General features: G+C 75.5%; 13 protein-coding genes and 1 pseudogene. 11 read left to right on the top strand and 3 right to left on the bottom strand.

The genetic code is table 11. The annotated features are described in order from the left end of the window. Nucleotides 1-123: 123 nt before the first annotated feature. Nucleotides 124-903, bottom strand: a complete 780-nt coding sequence (locus tag D4B81_RS11125; protein WP_122262714.1) for a thioesterase family protein — start codon at nucleotides 901-903, stop codon at nucleotides 124-126. A 117-nt stretch (nucleotides 904-1,020) separates the two neighbouring features. Here D4B81_RS11125 and D4B81_RS11120 point away from each other — a divergent pair, with 117 nt between their 5' ends. Both D4B81_RS11120 and D4B81_RS11115 read left to right on the top strand, forming a co-directional pair. Beyond that, on the top strand, nucleotides 1,021-1,617 hold the full coding sequence (locus tag D4B81_RS11120; RefSeq protein WP_122262713.1) for a hypothetical protein: 597 nt from the start codon (nucleotides 1,021-1,023) through the stop codon (nucleotides 1,615-1,617). A 51-nt stretch (nucleotides 1,618-1,668) separates the two neighbouring features. Then, a complete protein-coding gene (locus D4B81_RS11115) occupies nucleotides 1,669-2,082 on the top strand; it encodes an Imm51 family immunity protein (protein ID WP_122262712.1) in 414 nt (137 codons plus the stop codon). 12 nt (nucleotides 2,083-2,094) lie between these two features. Here D4B81_RS11115 and D4B81_RS11110 read toward each other — a convergent pair whose 3' ends face one another. Continuing rightward, nucleotides 2,095-3,150 carry a DUF4037 domain-containing protein gene (locus tag D4B81_RS11110; protein ID WP_122262711.1) on the bottom strand — a complete coding sequence of 352 codons (1,056 nt, stop codon included), beginning with the start codon at nucleotides 3,148-3,150 and terminating at the stop codon, nucleotides 2,095-2,097. Nucleotides 3,151-3,176: 26 nt separating this feature from the next. Between D4B81_RS11110 and D4B81_RS11105 the strand changes: the two genes are divergently transcribed. From D4B81_RS11105 to D4B81_RS11095, 3 genes are all read left to right on the top strand, one after another. Next, entirely contained in the window at nucleotides 3,177-3,563 is a 387-nt protein-coding gene (locus tag D4B81_RS11105; RefSeq protein ID WP_202613661.1) for a TraR/DksA family transcriptional regulator, read from the top strand. Between the two features lie 123 nt (nucleotides 3,564-3,686). Next, nucleotides 3,687-4,703: a DUF2891 family protein gene (locus tag D4B81_RS11100; protein ID WP_122262710.1), complete on the top strand. Its 1,017-nt coding sequence runs from the start codon at nucleotides 3,687-3,689 to the stop codon at nucleotides 4,701-4,703. Then, complete coding sequence (locus D4B81_RS11095) at nucleotides 4,700-6,307, top strand: sensor histidine kinase (RefSeq protein WP_122262709.1); 1,608 nt, start codon at nucleotides 4,700-4,702, stop codon at nucleotides 6,305-6,307. Before D4B81_RS11100 ends, D4B81_RS11095 begins: the two co-directional genes overlap by 4 nt. A 336-nt stretch (nucleotides 6,308-6,643) precedes the next feature. Here the strand turns inward: D4B81_RS11095 and D4B81_RS18840 are convergent. Beyond that, nucleotides 6,644-6,841: pseudogene (locus D4B81_RS18840) on the bottom strand (peptidoglycan-binding domain-containing protein); the annotation flags it as partial. Nucleotides 6,842-7,393: 552 nt separating this feature from the next. Here D4B81_RS18840 and D4B81_RS11085 point away from each other — a divergent pair. The 6 genes from D4B81_RS11085 to D4B81_RS11060 all read left to right on the top strand — a co-directional run bounded on the left by D4B81_RS11085 (nucleotide 7,394) and on the right by D4B81_RS11060 (nucleotide 15,987). Further along, nucleotides 7,394-8,065, top strand: a complete 672-nt coding sequence (locus D4B81_RS11085; protein ID WP_122262707.1) for a response regulator transcription factor — start codon at nucleotides 7,394-7,396, stop codon at nucleotides 8,063-8,065. A gap of 122 nt (nucleotides 8,066-8,187) precedes the next feature. Continuing rightward, nucleotides 8,188-9,426 carry a glycosyltransferase family protein gene (locus D4B81_RS11080; protein WP_122262706.1) on the top strand — a complete coding sequence of 413 codons (1,239 nt, stop codon included), beginning with the start codon at nucleotides 8,188-8,190 and terminating at the stop codon, nucleotides 9,424-9,426. Next, nucleotides 9,413-10,765 (top strand): glycosyltransferase, encoded by a 1,353-nt coding sequence (locus tag D4B81_RS11075; protein WP_237565947.1) that lies wholly within the window; start codon nucleotides 9,413-9,415, stop codon nucleotides 10,763-10,765. The genes D4B81_RS11080 and D4B81_RS11075 overlap by 14 nt, the downstream gene beginning before the upstream one ends. After that, the gene (locus D4B81_RS11070; protein WP_122262705.1) at nucleotides 10,762-11,910 is read left to right on the top strand and encodes a glycosyltransferase family 4 protein; all 1,149 of its coding nucleotides are present in this window, start codon (nucleotides 10,762-10,764) and stop codon (nucleotides 11,908-11,910) included. Before D4B81_RS11075 ends, D4B81_RS11070 begins: the two co-directional genes overlap by 4 nt. Before the next feature lies 1 nt (nucleotide 11,911). Next, complete coding sequence (locus tag D4B81_RS11065; protein ID WP_122262704.1) at nucleotides 11,912-13,696, top strand: ABC transporter ATP-binding protein; 1,785 nt, start codon at nucleotides 11,912-11,914, stop codon at nucleotides 13,694-13,696. Further along, a complete protein-coding gene (locus D4B81_RS11060) occupies nucleotides 13,693-15,987 on the top strand; it encodes a phosphotransferase (protein ID WP_122262703.1) in 2,295 nt (764 codons plus the stop codon). Before D4B81_RS11065 ends, D4B81_RS11060 begins: the two co-directional genes overlap by 4 nt. Nucleotides 15,988-15,989 lie beyond the last annotated feature (2 nt).

Genomic DNA, 15,989 nt, shown 5'->3' with positions numbered 1-15,989 from the left:
GACCGTCACCACGATGTGACCGGCCCGGGACCTCGACGATCCTGACCCGCGAGCAGGGGGATGTAAACGCTCTTTGCCCAATCGTTACCGGCAAGTCACCCCTGAGGGTGAGGTGCGCGTCGGTCAGCGGGGACGGATCGTCAACGCCTGCTCGACGGTACCGACGGGACCGTCCACGTCATACGCGACGGAGGAGGTCTGCCCGAGCCCGGTGGGTCCCCAGTGCACCTCCGCCTGCAGACCCAGCCACCCGCCGACCGGCGTGCGGTGCAGGTGGAGGGTGAGGTCGACGTTGGGGAAGAGCCACTCCTGCGGGGACTCGCGTATGGCGATCCCGTTCGCCGTGTCGAGGCGTCCGACCCAGCCCGCGAGCGGCGTCCAGTCCTCGCCGGCGACGAGGGGGTGCTGCGTCCCGACCCACACCGCACGGCGTCCGGCCCGCCCGCCCGGCACCTCGCGGAACTCCAGCGAGCTGATGAAGCCGCCGCCCCAGTGCTGCATGCCCGCCCACGGCTCGACGCGCCCCGGTGCCGGCAGGGGCGGGAGCTCGACGGTCGCGACCGCGGAGGTGTCGGTCGTCGCGAGCCGCCAGGCGGTGGCGCGGACCACGTCGCGGCCGCCGGCGCTCGCGGTCGCCTCGACGAGCTCGATCGTGCGGCCCGGGCGGAGGGTCCGCGTGCGGACGGCTGTCTCCTCCAGGTGGATCATCCCGAGGATGTCGAAGCTGATGCGCGCCCACTGCAGGTCGGGGCGGGGGTCGTGCCGCTCCAGCGCGTGCATCAGGAGACCGCTGACCGGGGCCATGTGCTGCTCGGTAGCCTGCCAGGCCCCCTGCGCGTGCACCGTCGGTCGGTAGCGGCCCTCGCCGAGCGCGACGTAGTAGTGGTCCTCGTCGGTGGCCATGCGCCGGAGTGTAGGTGACCAGCGAACTCACTCCCTGGGGTGTGGTGCGAGCCGGCTCGAGCACGCAGGATGCGGGGAGGTAGGGGCGTGTGCCCACCCTGACCTTTGGAGGCGACGATGCCCGAAGACCTGACCGACACCGACACCACCAGGCCGGGGGGCACGTGGACGGCCCGGGCGAGCAGCCCCGCAGGGGAGGCTGACCCCGCCCGGGCGGCCGCGCTGCTCGAGGCGGGCATGGAGGGGGACGTCCACGCCTGGGACGACGGTCTCGCGATCTGGTACGGCACCCGGCTGGGCGACCAGGAGCGGGCCCGCTTCCTCGCGGTGGGCGGGCCGCCGCCGCTGGCGCTCGAGCGAGCGCTGCGGCGGCTGGGGACGCACGTGCGGCCGACCGCCCACCTGGAGCGGTTGCGCTCGGTGGGGGACCGGTACCGGGGAGCGATGGACGGGGACGACGGGTCGCTGCGGTGGGTCGAGGCCGTGCTCGGCTACGCGCCCGGCACCCTCGGCCGGTGCGCCCTCCTCGCCCCCGACGGCCTGCCGGTGCGCCTGGCGCCGCTGGACGCGGGGCTGGAGCCGGGCTGGCTGCCGCAGGGGTGGCTCACCCACCCCGCCGCCGCCGACCTCACCGAGGTGTGCCGTCCCCCCGCCGACCCGGAGCCGGCCTGGGAGCAGCTCTACGCCGCCATGGGGCGCTCGACGAGGGCGTAGTCGACGGCATGTCCTGCCCGGGAGGGACGTGCGTGGGGGCAGACTCCGTCCATGGGCATCTTCGACGTCTTCCGCCGCCGACGGGACCTCGGACCGACCGCAGCGGGACGGTCCGGGCGACCCGCATCGCAGCCGCACCCCGGCTTCCGGCTGGTCGAGGCGGACGGCACGTCCTCCCTGACCCTGGACCTCGGGGAGCTGCCGACCGACGGGGTGGTGGAGAAGGCGGGTGAGGAGCCCAACGGGGCCTTCTGGGAGGGGGTCGCCCACTACGCCGCCCCGGAGCTCGTGTCACGCCTGGAGCTGGACTCCGAGGGAAGCATGTTCGCCGCGTACGGCGCGCCTGCGGACCTGGGGGCGCTGCGGGACCGGCTGCTGCCGCTGGTGCACGAGCCGGGGTCGATGGCCGCGCTCCTGGACCGGGCCGCGCGCGACGGGGTGACCCTGGAGGGCCACGGCCGCTGACCGCACGCCGGGTCAGCGACCCGGACCGTCGACCCCGCCGTCGGTGAGCTCGACCAGCCGACGCCTCGCGCGCGGGTCGCCCAGCAGCCCGACGTCGGGGGTGAGCTGCTCGGCGCTGCCCCGGCGCACCGGCCACGCCCGCACCGCGGGGTCCACGACGCACGCCCGGACCCGGTCGACGACCCGCGGGTCGGGGTGCAGGTAGGGCCGCTCCCAGAACGGCACCACGGCCGGGTCGACCGTCGGCAGCCCGCTCGCCTCCTGCCGCTCCATGAGCGCTCCCAGCGCCCGCGCCAGCGCGTCCTGACGCTCGCGCCACGCCGGTGCGGCCATCGTCCCGCGCAGGGCGGCGACGACCTCCCCGGTATGCGGCAGCTCACCCAGCACGAGCCCGCGCCACTTGGGGTAGGGGACCCACCGGCCATCGATCAGGAAGGCGAGGTGCACGGCGGCGTCGACCAGCCGGGCGGCGATCACGCGGGAGCCGAGGTCGTCTCCCCGGTCACCCGACCGGGACATCAGCGGCATCTCCTCGCAGATCCGCGCCCAGTCGACCGCGACCAGGTGGCGGCGCACGTCCTCCGGGTAGCCGCCGAGGAGGCGCCGCACGGTCGTGACCTCCCCGGCCGTGTCCACGAACACCGGACCGGCGACCACCTCCAGGACGGCCTGCCCGGTGAGGGTCAGCCAGTCCGCCGGAGCCATCCCGTCCCGGGGGTCGAGCCCGAGGCGGGCGCGCACGAACCCGCCCGTCGAGGACACCTCCACCCGGTGCCGGTCCGTGGTCTCCCCGGAGAGGGCGAAGCGGGTCGGCAGGCCGAGGAAGGACCGGGGCAGGTCCTGCTCCACCGCCCGCTCGACCCGACCCACGTCGCCCTCGGGGACGAGCAGCGTCAGCCGCGGACCCCAGTCGTGGTCGCGGGACATCGCGTCGTCCAGGCCCAGCACCTCGGAGCCGGACCCGAGCCGGGCGGCGGCGTACGGCATACCCGGGAAGCGTCGCGCGAGGAGCGGACCGACCACCTGCGCGTGGTAGGCCCGCCCGAGCTCGGCGCCGGAGAGGTCCATGACGAGGCAGACTAGGTGCCCACACCATGCCGTCGACAGATCCCGGTCCGGGGCCGGACCACGCGCCCGCGGACGCAGCCTCGCGCCTCCGCGACGAGGGCGCGAGCCTGCGGGCGCGCATCGTGCAGATGCAGGAGGACATGAGGGTCGTCATCGAGTCCTCGCGCGACTCCAACGCCGACGACGAGCACGACCCCGAGGGGCAGACGATCGCCTTCGAGCGTTCCCAGCTGGCCGCGATGACCGACCAGGCCCGGGCGCACCTGCGGGACGTGGACGCCGCGCTCGAGCGGCTGGCGGAGGGGAGGTACGGGGTGTGCGAGGTCTGCGGGCAGCCGATCCCCGCCGGACGGCTGGAGGCGAGGCCGACCGCGCGGACCTGCGTGCAGCACGTCCGCCCCAGCGTCCCGTGAGGGAGCGCCCCGTCAGAGAGGGTCCCGTGGAAATGGGCCGATCGCACGCACTCCCACGGGACGCTCCTCCACACGCTCCTCCACGGGACGCCGGTCGTCGGCGGGCGCGTGTCTAATGGACCCATGGTGCCTGCCCCCCGCCCCGACCTCGCCGGCTGGAGCCGGGTCGCGCGGGAGGCCGTGGGGACGGCCTACCCCTGGGTGCCCGGGCACGTGGTCACCGGTCCCGACGACGCCCACCTGGTCCCGGAGCGCTTGCACCCGGCGTTCCACGGCTCCCTCGACTGGCACTCGTGCGTGCACATGCTCTGGTCGCTGCTGCGGCTGCTCGACCGCCACGGGGAGGCGCTCGGACCCCGGGAGCGGGCCGCCGCGACAGCGCTGCTCGACGCCCGCCTGCGACCCGATCACCTCGCGACCGAGGTGGCCTACCTCCGCGGGCGCCCGTCGTTCGAGCGTCCCTACGGCTGGGCCTGGGCGGCACAGCTCGTCGCCGCCGCCCACGAGGCCGAGCTCCCGCACGCACGCGCCTGGTCCGAGGGCCTCGCGCCGCTGGGTGACGTCGTCGCCGAGCTCGTCCTCGCCTGGCTCCCGCGCCAGACCTACCCCGTCCGGCACGGCAAGCACCAGAACGACGCGTTCGCGCTGACGCTGCTGCTCGACGCCTCCGACCGCCTCGGGCGGCAGGACGTGGCCGACGCGTGCCGGGCGCGGGCCGAGCGTTGGTTCGCCGCGGACGTCGACGCGCCGACCGGGTGGGAGCCGGGTGGCACCGACTTCCTCTCGCCCGCCCTGACCGAGGCGGTGCTCATGGCGCGCGTGCTCGGGCGGGAGAGGTATGCCGGGTGGCTCGCCGGTTTCCTCCCCGGCCTCGGCCACGGTCGCCACGAGCACCTCCTCGTGGCGCCCGAGGTGGTGGACCCGACGGACGGCCAGTACGCCCACCTCCTCGGCCTCGCGCTCAGCCGCGCGTGGGCGCTGAGGGAGCTCGCGGCATACCTGCCCGGCGGTGCGGAGCGACTGCGCACCGCCGCGGACGGGCAGGAGGCGGCGGTGCTGGGGGAGATCACCGGCGGGCACTTCATGGCGACGCACTGGCTGGTGTCGTTCGCCCTGCTGGCGCGGGGTGAGCTGCGGTGAGGGGCTGGACGGTCCGGCAGCGGCTGCTGGCGCTGATGACCGGGCTGATGATCCTCGGGCTGGCGGTCACCGGGACCGTCACCTTCGCCATCCAGTACGCCACGCTCGCCGACCGCGTCGACGCCGAGCTCAACCAGGAGGTCGCGGAGCTGCAGCGGATCGCGCAGGCCGGGCCGGCGCTGGACGGGCAGCCGTACACGGACCTGGACACCCTGTTCTTCGCGGCGCTGTCCACCGCGGTGGCGGGCGAGGACGAGGCGCTGCTGGCGATGGTCGACGTGCGCATCGCCTACGTCTCCGGCGGTGAGCGGCCCTTCGACGTCGCGCACCCGGACGTGCTGGGCGCGGTGGAGCGGATGGCGCTGCCCGAGGGGCGGGCGCGGATCACCACGCTGAGCACGCAGGGCACGACGCTGCGGGTGCTGGCCGCCGACGTGCGGCTGCCCGAGGAGGTGCGCTCCGGGACCCTCGTCGTCGTCAACGACCTCGGCCGCCAGCGCGACCTCATCACCTGGCAGGCGTGGCGGTTCGCGCTCATCTCGATGCTCACGGTCGCCCTGACGGCCGGGCTCGGTCACGTCGTCCTCGGCGCGCTCCTGCGCCCGTTGCGCGAGCTGCGCGAGGCCACCGCGGAGATCAGCGCAGAGTCGCTGTCGCGACGCGTGGCCGTGTCCGGTGCCGACACCGACGTCGCGGAGCTGGCGGTGCGGTTCAACGACATGCTGGACCGGCTCGACGAGGGGGTGAGGCAGCAGCGGCAGTTCCTCGACGACGCGGCGCACGAGCTGCGCACCCCGCTGACGATCCTGCGCGGCAACGCCGAGCTGCTGCGGCCGGGCGACCCGGACGAGGTGCGGGTGACCCGGCAGCTGATGCTCGACGAGGCCGACCGCATGCGGCGGCTGGTCGACGACCTCCTCATGCTGGCGCGCTCGCAGCGGCCCGACTTCGTGCGGCTCGGACCGACCGACGTCACCGAGCTCGCCCTGGAGACGATGGACCGGCTGACCGTCCTCGGGGACCGCGCCTGGCGGCTGCGCGCGGACGCCGAGGGGCAGCTCCCCCTGGACGCGCAGCGGGTCAGCCAGGCCGTCGTCCAGCTCGCCGCCAACGCGGTGAAGTTCAGCGAGGACGGGTCGGTCGTCGAGCTCGGCACCCGCTGGGTCGACGGCACCGACGCGCGGGCGGTCGCGGCGCGGGAGGCGGGGGCGAGGGCGGCTCGCCGCTACCTCACGGTGAGCCTCCGGGACCAGGGCCAGGGCGTCCCGGAGGACCAGCTCGGCCGCATCTTCGACCGCTTCGGCCGGGCCGAGAACGCCGCCGGCGTGGAGGGCTCCGGCCTCGGTCTGCCGATCGTGGAGGCCATCGCCCGCGGCCACGGCGGCGCGGTCACGGTCGAGTCGGTCGAGGAGGTCGGGTCGGTGTTCACCCTCTGGTTCCCCGACGGTGGCTCCGGCGCCGGCGTGGCGGAGGGCTCAGAAACGGATGCCGGCCGCGGCGAGGATCCGGGCCAGGCTCTCGTCGGGGACGGCGAGGAAGCCGCCGACGACGCGGACCCACGGCGGTCGGGTCTCCTCCAGGTGCCGCCGGACGGGTCCCGGTAGCCCTCCGTCCGGGCCCAGCGGAAGGAACGAGGCACCCGTCCGGAACGCGGCCAGCGAGCCGGCGGTCTCGTCCGGGGTGCCGCGCGCCGCGAGCAGGATGCCCTTGCCCGCGGGGGCGGTGAACCGGTCCGCCGCGATGGCGGTCGCGAAGGCGTTCTGGCCGGCGATCCGGAACGGCGCGAGCCGCGCCCGGAGGTCACCCCCGCCCAGACCGGCGATCCCGGCGATGGTCGCGTCCGGCTTCTTCGGCTCGGGCTTGGGGGGCTTCGGCTTGGGCTTCGGGCCGGGCCCGGGCTTCGACGCCTGCCTGGCGAGCGCAGCCTTCAGGGCGTCCCGCGTGCTCTGCCCCGGGTCACCGTCGTCGTCCAGGCCGTGGTCGCGCTGGAACGCCTTGATCGCCCGCAGGGTGTGCTTCTCGCGGAGACCGTCGATCGCGCCGGTGTAGTAGCGGCGGCCGTTCGAGCGGCGCAGCGCACTCAGCTGGCGCTGCACGTCGGCGATGTGCGCGACGGTGAACTCGCCGTTGGGACCCATGAAACGCAGCTCGTGGCCGCCGCCGACGTTGTAGTCGAAGTGCAGGTGGTCGAAGTGCGCCTCCACGCCCCAGATCACCCGGAAGCCCTCCCGCCTCAGGACCCTCGCCAGATCGTCGAGGTGGGCCTTCTCGAAGGTGGAGATGGCCTCGCCGGTGCTGGGGTCGCGCCCCACGTCGACCGCGCCGCCGACGCGTCGACCGTCGAAGCGTCCGCGTTCGTCCACGAAGTGCGTCGAGTCGGCCCGGTGCGGATGACCCGGTGCCCCCGGGAAACAGCTCCCGCGCTGGACGACGGAGGGTCCGTCGTAGACGGTGAAACCACGATCGCGCAACGTGCGCTCGCGCTGCGCGACGTCTCTCGGGCTCTTGGTGTTGACCACGGGTGCCTCCTGGGCTGGTGCGGTCCCGGCGCCCCCTCGGCGCCGAGGTCTCTGTCGGAGGAAGAGGCATTTCCATGGTGCCTGGATACAGGTCGGCACGAAAGAGCCGTGCGCCGAACGGCGGGCCTGGTGGCGCGGTCCGCCCGGGGACCCCGCCGTTAGGCTCGGCCCATGCACCACATCCTGGTCGCGGAGGACGAAGAGGGGATCGCCCGGGTCATCGAGCGCGGACTGCGGTCGGAGGGCTACCGCACGACGGTGGTCGGCGACGGGCTCGCCGCGCTGGAGGCGGCGACCGGCGGCGACGTGGACCTCGTCGTCCTCGACGTGGGCCTGCCGCGGATGGACGGTTTCACCGTGCTGCGGATGCTGCGGACGATGGAGGAGCCCGTCCCCATCATCATGTGCACCGCCCGCGACTCGGTCGAGGACACCGTGAGCGGGCTGGACCAGGGCGCGGACGACTACCTGGCCAAGCCGTTCCGGGTCGAGGAGCTGCTCGCGCGGGTGCGGCTGCGGCTGCGGCAGGCCGAGGTGCTCCGGACCGGCGTCCAGGACGAGGTCCTGCAGGCGGGCGGGGTCATCCTCGACGTCGCCGCCCGCACGGCGACGGTGGGGGACCGACCGGTCGACCTGTCCACGCGGGAGTTCACGCTGGCTCGTGAGCTGATGGAGCACGCCGGGCACGTGCTGAGCCGCGAGCAGCTGCTGGACCGGGTGTGGGGCTACGAGGTGACGGGCAGCTCCAACGTCGTCGACGTCTACGTCCGCTACCTGCGCACCAAGCTCGGCGCGGAGCGGATCACCACGGTCCGGGGGATCGGCTACCGCTTCGAGGCGTGAGCCCACCGGTGTGACCACGGGTGCATGAGAGCACTCTCACCGAGATTTCATCGACCCCTCATCCCGGGTCTGTTGACTCGTCGCACGCCGTCGGCCGACGGCGTCGGACGAGAGGCACAGAGATGGACGAGGCGCTTCGGGTGGTCTTCTCCTCGCACGACTCCCAGGGACTGGGGCACTTCCGCCGCAACCGCGCGCTCGCGCACGCCGTCGCGGCGCGCGTGCCCGAGCTCACCGGTCGGGCCGTCACCGGTCTTCTCGTCAACGGGGTGGGAGGAGCCTCGGGTATGTCGACGCCGCCCGGCTTCGACGTCGTCACCGTCCCGGCGATCGGCAAGACCGGCCACCACTACGGCGCCCGCCACCTGGGGGTGGACCTCGACGAGGTGACCGCGCTGCGCGGCGAGATCGTGCGTGCGACGCTGCAGTGCTTCGCACCCGACCTCCTCGTGGTCGACCGCCACGCACTGGGGGTCGACGGGGAGCTGCTGCCCGCGCTGGTGGCGCTCCGCGAGCAGGTCCCCGCCGCCCACGTCGTGCTCGGGCTGCGCGAGGTGCTCGACTCCCCGGCCGGCGTCGCCGCCGAGTGGGAGGGGGTGCCGCCCGGCCTCGTGCGTGCCCTCTTCGACGAGGTCTGGGTCTACGGCGACCCGCGGGTGCACGACCTGCGCGTCACCGGGGAGCTGCCCCGAGAGCTGGCCGACCTGGTGACCTTCCACGGCTACCTCTCCCGCGGCCGGGCCGAGGACGCGCACGGGCTCGAGCCCCAGGAGCCCTACGTCGTCACCACGGCCGGAGGTGGCTCCGACGGTGCGGCGCTGTGCCGGGTCGCCGCCGCGACGCCGGTGCCCGGGGGCCACACGCACGTCGTGGTCACCGGCCCGCAGATGTCGGAGGAGGAGCACCGGGAGGTCGTCCGGGCCGCTGTCCCGCGCACCCGCGTGGTGCGGTCGGTCCCCGACGCGGCGGGCCTCATCCGCCGCGCCGCCGCGTCGGTGTCGATGGCCGGGTACAACACGGTCGCGGAGACGCTGGCCACCGGCGTGCCCGCGCTGCTCGTCCCGCGCGAGCAACCGCGTCAGGAGCAGCTGATCCGGGCCTGCGGTCTGGAGGCGGTCGGCGCCGCCGACCTGCTGCGGCAGCGGGACCTCACGCCCGCCCGGCTGGCCGCCTGGTGGGGCGGAGCCGTCGGACGACGGGTGAGCCGTGCCGCCCTCGACCTCGGTGGGCTGCGCTCGGTGGCCGGCCGGACCGCCGAGATCGCGACCGCCCGCCTGCCGCGAGCCGGCACCGCCACGCCCGCCACCGCCACGACCGCCACCGCCACGCCCGCCCAGGAGGTCTACCGTGCTGCCGTCTGAGACCCGTCCGGTCCGTGCCGGGGCCCACCCGACCCCCACCCGGGCGCTCCCCCGCCGGTCCCGGGTCGGTTACGTCGTCAAGGTCTACCCCCGGTTCTCGGAGACCTTCGTCGTCACCGAGATCCTGGCCCGCGAGGCCGCGGGCGAGGACCTCGCGATCTACGCACTGCGTCCGACCACGGACGCCCGCTTCCACCCCCAGCTGGCGCAGGTCCAGGCGCCGGTCACCCACGTGCCCCGGCCGCAGAAGCTGTCCGGGGAGTGGGAGACCTTCTCCCGGGCGCACGAGGAGCTGCCCGGCTTCGGGACCCGCCTCGGTGCGCTCATGCCCCTCCTCGTCCGGCTGGGCGCCTCGGACGTGGCCCAGGGCGTGGAGCTCGCGCTGCGGGTCCGGCGCGACGGCATCACCCACCTGCACGTCCACTTCGCCACCCTGGCCTCCTGGTGCGCGGTCATCGCCTCGGCCCTGACCGACGTGCCGTTCACCGTGACCACCCACGCCAAGGACCTCTTCCACGAGGACGTCGACCGGGTGCTGCTCCGCGAGGTCCTCTCCCGCGCCGCCTCGGTCATCGCGATCAGCGACCACAACGCCCGCTTCCTCACCGAGGAGGTCGGCGTCCCCGCAGACCGGGTCCGGCTGGTCCGCAACGGGCTCGACCTGCCGCGCTTCCCCTACCGCGACCCCGGCGACCCGCACGCACCGCTGCGCGTCCTCGCCGTCGGGCGCCTCGTCGAGAAGAAGGGTTTCGCCCACCTCGTCGAGGCGGTCGCCCTCCTGCGCGACGAGGTCCCCGTCGAGCTGCGCCTCGTCGGCGACGGCGAGCTGGAGCAGCCGCTGCGCGACCTCGTCCGGGAGCGCGGCCTCGGCGACCGGGTCCACCTGCTGGGGGCCCGCAGCCAGGCCGAGCTCGTCGACGAGCTGGCCTGGGCCGACCTCCTCGCCGCCCCCTGCGTCGTCGGGGCCGACGGCAACGCCGACGGACTGCCCACCGTCCTGCTGGAGGCGATGGCCAGCGGCGTCCCCTGCGTCGCCACCGCCGTCACCGGCATCCCCGAGGCCGTCCAGCCGGGCGGCGCCGACGGGCCGGGCACCGGCATCCTCCTCGACGCCGAGGTCACCGGCCTGCCCGCACGCCTGGCCGGTGCCCTCCGTGCCGTCGCCGACCCGTTCTGGCCGCGCCAGGAGGTCGCCCGCGCCGCCCGCGCCCTGGTGGAGCGCGACTACGACACCCGGCGGCAGACCAGGTACCTCTCCGCGCTCCATCGGCCCGTCCCCCACCCCGTGCCGGCAGCCTCCGTGGACCCCGTGCCCGTCCCCGGCCAGGAGGCCTCATGAGCACCCAGCGCGTCGCCTACGTCTGCGCCGACCCCGGGATCCCCGTCTTCGGCACCAAGGGGGCCAGCGTGCACATCCAGGAGCTGGTGCGTGCCTGGCGACGCCGCGGCGCCGACGTCGAGGTGTATGCCGTGCGCCGGGGCTCCGAGGTCCCCGCCGACCTCGCGGACCTTCCCGTCCACGAGGTCCGGGTCGGCGGCAAGGACCTGGACCCGGCCGAGCGCGAGCGCGCGCAGCGGGCCGCGGCGGCGCAGCTGTCCGAGCTGGTGCTCGCCGCGCGGCCGGACGTCCTCCACGAGCGCTACTCGTTGTTCTCGACCGTCCTGGCCACCGTCTCCGCGGCCCACGCCTGCACGACCGTGCTCGAGGTCAACGCCCCGCTCGTGGACGAGCAGCGCGATCACCGGGTGCTCGTCGACGAGGCCGGAGCCGAGTCCGCGCTGGCGGCCCAGGTGGCTGCCGCGGACGTCGTCGCCTGCGTCTCGGAGCAGGTGGCCGGATGGGTGCGCTCGCGCACCCCCCGGCCGGGCGGCGCCGACGTGCGGGTCACCCCGAACGGGGTGAACACCGACCGCATCCGGCCGGTGACCCCGGACCCGTCCGGGGACCCGGTCGTGGTGTTCGTCGGGACCCTCAAGCCGTGGCACGGGGTCGAGGACCTCCTCGCCGCCGCCGCGCTGGCGCAGGTCCCCTGGCGGCTGCGCATCGTCGGTGACGGCCCCCAGCGCAGCGTCGTGGAGCGGCTCGTCGCCAGGCACCAGCTCGAGGTCGAGCTACTGGGAGCCGTTGCGCCGGAACAGGTCCCGCAGGCTCTCGAGGGTGCAGCGGTCGCGGTGGCGCCCTACCCGGCCTCCGCCGACCACTACTTCTCCCCGCTGAAGGTCTACGAGTACGGCGCGGCGGGCCTTCCCGTCGTGGCCTCGGCCATCGGCCAGATCCCGGACGTCGTCGTGGACGGGGCGACCGGGGTGCTCGTGCCGCCGTCCGACCCGGCCGCGCTCGCGGCGGCGCTCGACGCGCTCGTCACCGACCCCGCCCGCGCCCGCCGGCTCGGGGCCGCCGCGAGGCGGCGGATGGAGACCCTGCACTCCTGGGACAGCGTGCTGGGACGCTCGCTGCCCGCACCGCTGGGGGCGAGCGCCTGAGATGGGACGCCCCACGGTCGACCGGTCCGCCCTGCTGCGCACCCTCGGCATACTCCGACCCCACCTGCGCGGTCAGCGCGTCCTGCTCGCCGGCGGCGGCGCGGTGCTGCTGCTCGAGGTGCTCTTCCGGGTGCTCGAGCCCTGGCCGACCAAGCTCGTCGTCGACGCGCTCACCCGCAGCCTGGGCGCGGACCTGGCCGAGCCCGGCCCGACCGCCTCGGTGCAGCTGCTGCTCGCCTGCGCGCTCGCGACGATCTCCATCATCGGGCTGCGGGCGGTGAGCAACTTCGCCGCCACGGTCGCCTTCGCGCTGGGCGGCTCGCGGGTGGCCACCGCGCTGCGCGCCAGCTGCTTCGACCACATCCAGCGGCTCTCCCGGACCTACCACGGGAACGTCCGCACCGGTGACGTCGTGCAGCGGCTCGTCTCCGACGTCGGCCGGCTCCAGGAGGTCGCGGTGACCGCGGGCATGCCGCTCGTCGTCAACGTCATCACCCTGGTCGCGATGGTCGGTGTGATGGCCTGGCTGGACCTGGCTCTCGCGGGGATCGTCGTGGCGGCCGTGCTGGTGTTCCTCCTCTCCTCCCGCACCAGCACCGGCAAGATCACCGCCGCGTCGCGCCGGACCCGGCGCAGCGAGGGCGACCTGGCCAACATCGCGCAGGAGACCCTGAGCGGGATGACGCACGTCCAGGCCTACGGGATGGAGGACCAGCGCTCCCGGCACTTCCGCGGGTCCAACGACCGCTCGCTCAAGGACGGCGTCGTCGCCCGCCGGCTGGCTGCCGCGCTGGAGCGGCGCACCGACGTGCTCGTCGGCGTGGCCACCGCGGCCGTGCTCTTCCTCGGCGGCAGCAGGGTGCTGGAGGGCGCGATGACCCCCGGGGACCTCATCATCTTCCTCACCTATCTCAAGACGTCGATGAAGCCGCTGCGGGACCTGGCGAAGTACACCGGGCGGATCGCCCGCGCCACCGCCTCCGGCGAGCGGGTCGCGGACCTGCTCGACGAGCAGCCGGACATCGTCTCGCCCGAGCGCCCGGTGCCGCTCGGCACGGTCCGGGGCGAGCTGGAGCTGCGGGGGGTCGGCCTGGCCTTCGTCCCCGGCGTGCCGGTCCTCGACGGGCTCGACCTGCGGGTGCGCCCGGGGGAGTCGGTCGCGGTCGTCGGCCCGTCCGGCTCCGGCAAGTCGACGATCGTCTCGCTGCTGCTGCGGCTGCTCGACCCCGGCACCGGGTCGGTCCGGCTCGACGGCGTGGACCTGCGCGAGCTCGACCTCGCCGAGCTGCGCTCCGTCATGGCCCTCGTGCAGCAGGACGCGGTGCTCTTCACCGGGACGGTGGAGGACAACGTGCGGCAGGGCCGCCCCGGCGCCTCGGCCGAGGAGGTCGGGCGGGCGGCGCGGCTGGCGCGGGTGACCGAGTTCACCGACCGGCTGCCCGACGGGCTGCGGACCGTGGTGAGCGAGCGGGGCGACAGCCTCTCGGGCGGCCAGCGGCAGCGCATCTCCCTGGCACGGGCCTTCCTGCGCGACGCGCCGGTGCTCCTGCTCGACGAGCCGACGACCGGCCTGGACCCGGAGAACGCCGAGCTGGTCAACGAGGCGATCGAGGAGCTGACCCGCGGCCGGACGTCGGTCGTCGTGACGCACGACGCCGAGACGGCCCGGCGCGCGGACCGCGTCGTCGTGGTCGAGGCGGGCCGCGTGGTGTGGGACGGGCCGCCCGCGGAGGCGCCGCTGGAGCGGGTGCTCGAGGACGTCCCGGCCGCCGGGGTGGCACGGTGAGCGGCGACCCCGCCCTGGCGCTGCTCCTCGACCCGGCCCGGCTGAGCGCCCTGGTCGGGGCGCCGGTGCGGGCGACCCGGCTGCGCCCCAAGCCCGGGGTGACCAGCGTCGCCGCGCTCGTCTCGACGGACGGCTCGCCGTGGGGCTGGGTCCGCACCCTCACCGGGCCGGCCCGCGCGAAGGCGGCCAAGGGACGCGCCGACGGGGTCGCGGAGTCGGAGATCCCCGGGACCGAGACGCTCGTGCAGTGGGGGCCGGTCCGCACCGACCCCCGTCTCGGCCGGTATGCCGCGCGCCTGCCCCTCGGCGCGGACGTGGTCGTCCTGCGGCACAACCCGCTGCGCCGCCTCGTGGTGCGGGACGGACCGGTGGTCCACCGGGTCACGGCGGCACCGCACCGCCGACGGCTCTCGGACGTGACGCGGGCGCTGGCCCGGGCGGGTGTTCCCGTCGTGACGCCCGTGCGCGGCTCCGAGGTGCGGTCCTCCCACGTCACCACCTGGCCGTGGGTCGACGGCCGGGACGCCGTGGGGGAGACCGACCCCGCCGTGCTGCGCGAGGTCGGCGCGGCCCTGGCGGGGCTGCACGCCGTCGCTCCCGGCACCCTCCAGACCACTGCTCCGCGGGGCACCCCTGCCCCCGCCCCGCGGAGCAGTGCCGACGACCCGGTGGTCGGTCCGCTGCGCGACTGGCTTCCCGAGCGCACGTGGGCGGACGTCGTGGGGGCCGCGGCCGCGAGCGTGGAGCAGCTGCGGGTGACCGGGCGGCCGGAGCTGGTCACCCGGGCCGGGGCGGTGCTGCGGCGCCTGGGGTCGGAAGGTCCCACCAGCGACGAGGTCGTCGTCAGCCACGGTGACTTCTCCCTGGACCAGTGCCTGCTGCCGGTGGACGGCGGGGTGCTGCTCACGGACCTCGACCGAGCGGCCCTGGCACCCCGCGAGCTCGACCTCGCCGGCCTGATCGCCACCTGCCTCCTGGCGCGCTCGCACGCCGGGGCCGCCGTCCTTCAGGGGTATGCCGACGCCGCCGGGCTCCCCACCGTGCCCGACGTCCCGGGCCCGTGGGTCGCGGCGGCGCTGCTCGCCCGGGTCGTGGAGCCCTGGCGCCGGCAGGAGCAGGACTGGGTGGCCGGGACCGGGCGCCTCGTCGGGCTCGCCGAGGCGGCGCTGTCCCCGGGCACCACGACCGGCGGCCTGCACGGCGCGACCCCGGTCGACAGGCTCGCCGTGCCGGAGGTCGTGACCGACGGGACGGAGGAGGTCCGGGTCGGGCGGGCGTGGCCGGGAAAGGTGCGCGACGGCATACCCCGTGTCGTCGTGGAGGGCCGTGACGGGGCGGGACGGCTGCGGGCCGGGACCTGGGACGCCGACGGGCGCACGCGCCTGCTGCCGCCGGGGGCCGACCCCGCCCTCCCGGCGCTCGCGGAGATCGACGGGGAGCTCGTGGTGCACCGCGCAGGGCGGCGTGCGGTCGTGCGGCGGCCGGACGCCTACACCAAGGTGGTCCGCCCCGGCCGCGGCAGCGCGCTGGCCCGCGCCTGCGAGGCCGGTCGCCTGCTCGCGACCGCCGCCGGCCTCGGCTCCCCGCAGGTGCTGCGGGCGGGTGAGGACGTCGTCGACCTCTCCGTCGTGCCCGGCCGTCCTCTCCACGAGCTGGCGGACCGGACCGACTGGGGCGAGGCCTGGGAGTGCTGGGCGGAGGTGTGGGTGCGGTTCCAGGGGGTCGCCGACAGGCCTGACCTGCCCGTCCACGGTGACGCCGACGAGGTCGCCGTCCTGCGGACGTGGGCGCAGCGCGCCGCGCCGCTGCTGACCGGCACCCCGTGGCCGGACCGCCTCGAGACGCTCGCGACCGCGCTGACCGCCCGGGCGGGCAGCGGGCTGCGACCGGTCCCCACCCACCGCGACCTGCACGACAAGCAGCTGCTCTGGGACGGGGCGACGCTGTCCGTCCTCGACCTCGACACCGCCTGCCTGGCCTCCCCCGCGCTCGACCCCGCCAACCTCGCCGCCCACGCCTCGCTCCGGCAGGCGCAGGGCCTGTGGTCGGCGACCGCCGCCGGCGTCGTCCGCGACCACGCCGAGCGGGTGGCCACCGCCGCGGGCGTGAGCGAGGAGGAGTGGCGGCTGGCCGAGGCGGCCACGGTGGGGCGGCTGGTCGGGGTCTACGCCCACCGCCCGCGCTGGCGCCGCACCGTCGAGGCCTGGGCCGAGCGGTCCTGGGGCCGGCTCGTGGATGAGAGCTCTCTCATGGAGGTCTCACCCGCTTCTCCTGCCGGGAAGGCATCCTGAGG

Origin of the sequence: Ornithinimicrobium cerasi (assembly GCF_003702705.1) — a bacterium.
GTDB classification, from domain to species: Bacteria; Actinomycetota; Actinomycetes; order Actinomycetales; family Dermatophilaceae; genus Ornithinicoccus; species Ornithinicoccus cerasi.
The sequence above is the reverse complement of the archived record's forward strand: the minus strand, read 5'-3'. Positions and strand labels throughout refer to the sequence as shown.

Coding starts and splice junctions, on each gene's coding strand:
- D4B81_RS11115 (WP_122262712.1), top strand. CDS start 1,669: ATGGGCATCTTCGACGTCTTCCGCCGCCGACGGGACCTCGGACCGACC.
- D4B81_RS11125 (WP_122262714.1), bottom strand. CDS start 903: ATGGCCACCGACGAGGACCACTACTACGTCGCGCTCGGCGAGGGCCGC.
- D4B81_RS11120 (WP_122262713.1), top strand. CDS start 1,021: ATGCCCGAAGACCTGACCGACACCGACACCACCAGGCCGGGGGGCACG.
- D4B81_RS11080 (WP_122262706.1), top strand. CDS start 8,188: ATGGACGAGGCGCTTCGGGTGGTCTTCTCCTCGCACGACTCCCAGGGA.
- D4B81_RS11065 (WP_122262704.1), top strand. CDS start 11,912: ATGGGACGCCCCACGGTCGACCGGTCCGCCCTGCTGCGCACCCTCGGC.
- D4B81_RS11110 (WP_122262711.1), bottom strand. CDS start 3,150: ATGGACCTCTCCGGCGCCGAGCTCGGGCGGGCCTACCACGCGCAGGTG.
- D4B81_RS11105 (WP_202613661.1), top strand. CDS start 3,177: ATGCCGTCGACAGATCCCGGTCCGGGGCCGGACCACGCGCCCGCGGAC.
- D4B81_RS11070 (WP_122262705.1), top strand. CDS start 10,762: ATGAGCACCCAGCGCGTCGCCTACGTCTGCGCCGACCCCGGGATCCCC.
- D4B81_RS11085 (WP_122262707.1), top strand. CDS start 7,394: ATGCACCACATCCTGGTCGCGGAGGACGAAGAGGGGATCGCCCGGGTC.
- D4B81_RS11100 (WP_122262710.1), top strand. CDS start 3,687: ATGGTGCCTGCCCCCCGCCCCGACCTCGCCGGCTGGAGCCGGGTCGCG.